At 73.7% G+C, this 4243-nt stretch carries 6 protein-coding genes; 1 reads left to right on the forward strand and 5 read right to left on the reverse strand.

Annotated features, from left to right (window positions below):
• Both RWM17_RS12700 and RWM17_RS12705 read right to left on the reverse strand, forming a co-directional pair.
• A partial coding sequence (locus RWM17_RS12700) for a hypothetical protein (RefSeq protein WP_314104203.1) occupies window positions 1–613 on the reverse strand: 613 nt, incomplete at its 3' end.
• Between the two features lie 127 nt (window positions 614–740).
• Window positions 741–1445: a DedA family protein gene (locus RWM17_RS12705; RefSeq protein WP_314104205.1), complete on the reverse strand. Its 705-nt coding sequence runs from the start codon at window positions 1443–1445 to the stop codon at window positions 741–743.
• Between the two features lie 236 nt (window positions 1446–1681).
• Between RWM17_RS12705 and RWM17_RS12710 the strand changes: the two genes are divergently transcribed.
• Window positions 1682–2005, forward strand: coding sequence for an ATP-dependent DNA ligase (locus RWM17_RS12710; protein WP_192041192.1), 324 nt, complete (start codon window positions 1682–1684; stop codon window positions 2003–2005).
• A gap of 42 nt (window positions 2006–2047) precedes the next feature.
• On the opposite strand, the gene RWM17_RS12715 is transcribed toward RWM17_RS12710, so the two are convergent.
• From RWM17_RS12715 to RWM17_RS12725, 3 genes are all read right to left on the reverse strand, one after another.
• Window positions 2048–2428, reverse strand: coding sequence for a DUF3054 domain-containing protein (locus tag RWM17_RS12715; RefSeq protein ID WP_314104207.1), 381 nt, complete (start codon window positions 2426–2428; stop codon window positions 2048–2050).
• A complete protein-coding gene (locus RWM17_RS12720; protein WP_314104208.1) occupies window positions 2425–3075 on the reverse strand; it encodes a spermidine/putrescine ABC transporter substrate-binding protein in 651 nt (216 codons plus the stop codon). Before RWM17_RS12720 ends, RWM17_RS12715 begins: the two co-directional genes overlap by 4 nt.
• A gap of 190 nt (window positions 3076–3265) precedes the next feature.
• On the reverse strand, window positions 3266–4102 hold the full coding sequence (locus RWM17_RS12725; protein ID WP_314104209.1) for a DUF3097 domain-containing protein: 837 nt from the start codon (window positions 4100–4102) through the stop codon (window positions 3266–3268).
• Between the last annotated feature and the right edge of the window lie 141 nt (window positions 4103–4243).

Below are 4243 nucleotides of genomic sequence, written 5' to 3' on the forward strand. Positions count from 1 at the left end.
GGTCGGAACCGGCGTCGGCGCCCGCACCGCCGTCAGCACCGGCGTCGCCCTCGGCACCGGCGTCGCCCGCGTCCCCGCCGTCGGCCGTGGCGTCGCCGCCGTCGGGCAGGAACGAGCTGACGAGGGCAGAACCGATCACGTACCCGGCGACCGTGCCCAGCAACGAGCCGCCGATGACCGAGCCTATGCCCATGCCGCCGCCCTGCCGGCCCTGTGCCTGGCCGGCGCCGGCCTGCGCGCCCTGCTGGCCGCCTCCCAGGGTCTGCTCGAGGGTGCCGGGACGACGCAGCTCGGAGCGGGTCGCCGCCTGGGCCAGCGAGCCCGCGTCGTCACCGCGGGGCTGCTCGCCCTGGGGCGACTGGCGGCTGAGCTCGTCGAAGACCGTCCGCCGCTGCTCGGGCGTCAGGGTCGCGAACGCCTCGGCGTGCACCTGCTCGATGGTCTCCGGCGGCGCGGTGCGGAGCAGGTAGCGGTAGCGCTCGACCGCGATTTCGTCGTCGGTGCGGCCGCCGGGACGCTGACCGGCCTGCTGAGGGGCCTGCTGCTGGGCGCCCTGCGGGGTCGCGCCGTCCTGCGGGTCGTCTCGTCCGAGGAGCTTGTCGAGGAATCCCATGGTGTGCCGTTCATTCCGGTCGCCCCGGGTGCCTCCCGGGTCTCCGACAGTACGGACGACCTGGCCCGCCCGCCTGGACGGGCCGTGGGGATCCGCTCCGAGCGCACCCCCGGCACGACGGGACGGATCAGCCCCGGGTCCGCTCTGCCGCACGGCGACGCCGCACCGCCCGGACGACGAGCCACAGGACTACCCCGGCGATCGCGGCGTAGACGGCGTAGTCGAGGTACTTGGCGTAGCGGTCGATCAGCTCGTACTGGGTGCCGAGGGCGACGCCCAGCCCGATCAGGAGCGTGTTCCAGAGGCCGCTGCCGATGATCGTGAAGAGCGAGAAGGTGACGAGCGGCATCCGGTCGGCGCCCGCGGGCAGCGAGATGAGGCTCCGCACCCCGGGGATGAACCGGCCGAAGAAGACCGCCGACCGGCCGTGGCGGTGGAACCAGCCGGCGGCGGAGTCGAAGTCTTCCCGGTCGACGAGCGGCAGCTTCGACAGCCAGCGGATGCTGCGCTCGAGGCCGAGCACGGCGCCCAGCCAGTAGAGCACGAGGGCGCCCACGTATGCGCCGAGTGTGGCCGTGGCCACGAGCAGGACGACGTTCATGTCGCCGCTGCCCGCCAGCGCACCGGCCAGGGGCAGGATCAGCTCGCTGGGGATCGGCGGGAACACCGTCTCGACGAAGGTGAGCAGGCCGACGCCCCACTCGCCGGCGGCGTCGATGACGCGGGAGGCGATGCCGACGATGCCGTCGCTCTCGGTGAGCGAGCCGGGCGAGCCCGAGGCGGTCGAGCCGGAGGCGGCGAGGAGGAGCGGGCTGGCGGCGATGGAGGTCATGGGTCCCTGGGTCGGTTCGTGGCCCGCGAGGGCTCGGATCGGCTCGTCGAGCATGGCAGGGACGGCTGGGGACCTCCCCGGACGTTGCACGTCGTGCACGACCTCGCGCCTCGCGCACTCCGGGACTCGACCGGACGAGGGGCGTCGGAGTCGAGGGCGCACGGTAGGTTTGCAGAGACCGCTCCGCTCGTCCGAGTCACGATGCGGCACGGACGACAGGAACGAACGGATACACCATGGGATCGCTGATCTACGGCACGTCGAGCATCGAGATCGAGTTCGACGACAGGACGCTCGAGCACCTGCAGATCGTCATCGCCACCAAGCTGCGACGACGTGAGTCGTTCTTCTTCTCGTGGCGCGACACGCAGAAGGTCGGCGACGGCCGCAGCAGCATCTGGCTCGACCCGGGCATCCCCCTCTACTTCAAGTACTCCGGAGGTCGTGTCCCGACGATCAGCCGCGAGTGGCTGGCAGAGTTGACCACCTCCTCCAACAGCTCGTCCGGCCTGGTGCTCACCGACGAGCCGAGCCTCGACAACTCCGCCAAGCGCAAGTAGCAGCCCCCAGCGGCGGCGGGCGCCTCGGCGCGCCCAGGTCGCTCAGCGGCGCGAGCCGCGGGCTCGACGGCGGCGCAGCCTCGCGAGTGCTCGCCAGCCCAGCAAGAAGACCCCGAGCACGACGACCGTGACGACCACGAAGCTCACCGCCGTGCCCTGTCCGCTGATCACCCTGAGCACCATGCCGACCACGACCGTCGCAGGCCACACGACGAGACCGGAGCCGAGGGTCGGCAGGGCGCGCCCGCGCACCAGCACGAGGGCCCAGCCGACGACGAGACCCGCGGCGAACGGCCACAGGGTCGTGAGGACCCCGGCCAGCGCCGACCCTTCGTCGTGGCTGCGGCGCCCGATCAGGACGAACGCCACCACGAGCACGAGATCCGCGACGAACGCCCACCACGGCGACCTGCGCGCGGTCACCGGGGCTGCTCCAAGGTGCGCGACAGCTCGGCGAGGAGGTCGTCGACCTGGGGCTCGACGAGGCGCGCCAGGGCCTCCGCGATGCGCTCCCGGTGCCCGGCGACGGCGAAGCAGAGGGCCGTCCCGACCGCCTGGGCGTGCTCGTCGGCGAGGGCCAGCTCGCGACGGAGCGCCTGCTTGGCCTGCTCGGTGAACTCCGGCTCGGCCGGCGCCTCCTCGTCGGTCCCGCCCGCAGGAGGCGCGTCCTCGGCGGCGAGGCCCGCCAGGGTGAACAGGAACGGCTGGGTCGGGTCCGGCTCGGGGTCGACGTCGAGGCCGTCGAACTCGGGCGCGAGGTCGGCCTCCGGGCGGTACCCGTCGGGCTCGCCCGCCGCGGCGCGCCGCAGCTCGCGGTCGACCAGGGGCAGGTTGCGGGTCGTGTAGGTGTCGACCTCGGCGTCGACGATGTGCCGCAGGCGGTTGAGCAGCGCGTGCTGGACGGCGTGCGGCACGTCGTGGTCGAGACCGGCGGCGGTCGAGACCGGCGATCCGAAGCAGGTGCGGCAGACCCGGGTGCGACCGCGCGCCGTGCCGATCCGCCAGCGCGGCAGCCAGCGCAGCCAGGCGTCGACCGCGCCGCGCACCTGCCCCTCGATCGAATCGGCCATGCGACGAATCTAGGGCGCGGAGCCGCTCGGGGGCCGCTGCCGTCGGGCGATTCCCGCAGCTCCGATGTCCCAGGGATCAGGAACGAGCCGTGACGCGGTCCTGATCCGTGCACGGATCAGGACGATCACGCCCCTCCCCGCGCGCATCAGGACAGAGGTTCCTGAATGAGGACAGGGCGGGCGGGGCCGGTCAGTCGACGGTGACGAAGTCGATCAGCTGCTCGACGCGGCCGAGCAGGGCGGGCTCGAGGTCGCCGAAGGTCCGCACGCGGCCGAGGATCCGCTGCCAGGCGGCGGCGATGTCGGCCTGGTCGTCGTGGGGCCAGCCGAGGTGTGCGCAGATGCCGTGCTTCCACTCGACCGAGCGCGGCACGGTGGGCCACGACTCGAGCCCCAGGCGACCCGGCTTCACGGCCTGCCAGACGTCGACGAACGGGTGGCCGACGACGAGCACGTGGGCGCCCGACGGGCCGCGGGCGATCGAGTCGGCGATCCTGCTCTCCTTCGACCCGGCCACCAGGTGGTCCACCAGCACGCCGACGCGACGGGTCGCGGTCGGCCGGAACTCGGCGAGCACCTCGGCCAGGTGGTCGACGCCCTCGAGGTACTCGACGACGACGCCCTCGACCCGCAGGTCGGCGCCCCAGACCTTCTCGACGAGCTCGGCGTCGTGCCGGCCCTCGACGAAGATCCTGCTCTCGCGGGCGACCCGCGCCCGGCCGCCGTCGACCGCGAACGAGCCCGAGGCCGTCCGTGCGCGCCCCGGGGGCGCCGCGCGGGGCACGCGCAGCGCGACCGGCGAGCCGTCGATCAGGAACGACCCGCCGAGGGGGAAGGCGCGGACGCGGCCCTTCCAGTCCTCCAGCTCGACGGTGCCGGCCTCGACCCGCACGACGGCTCCCGTGAAGCCGCTGCGCGCCTCCTCGACGACGAGGTCGCGGACGGCGTCGGTGGGCGTCGGCGCCGGTCTCGACGAGCGCTTCCAGTCGCCGCTCAGCACGTCCTGTCCGTAGCGGTCGTCATCCACGGGGCGGTCCTCCTCGGGTCGGTCGGGTGGGTCGGGGCTGGTAGGGGCGCGGCGGCCCCTTGTCGTCGGGCTCACCGCCGGCGGGGCGCCCCGTCGTCGGTCGACGCCCGGGCACGGTGCCCGGCGGCGGAGAGCGGGTCG

This window comes from uncultured Frigoribacterium sp. (assembly GCF_963515265.1).
GTDB lineage: Bacteria > Actinomycetota > Actinomycetes > Actinomycetales > Microbacteriaceae > Frigoribacterium.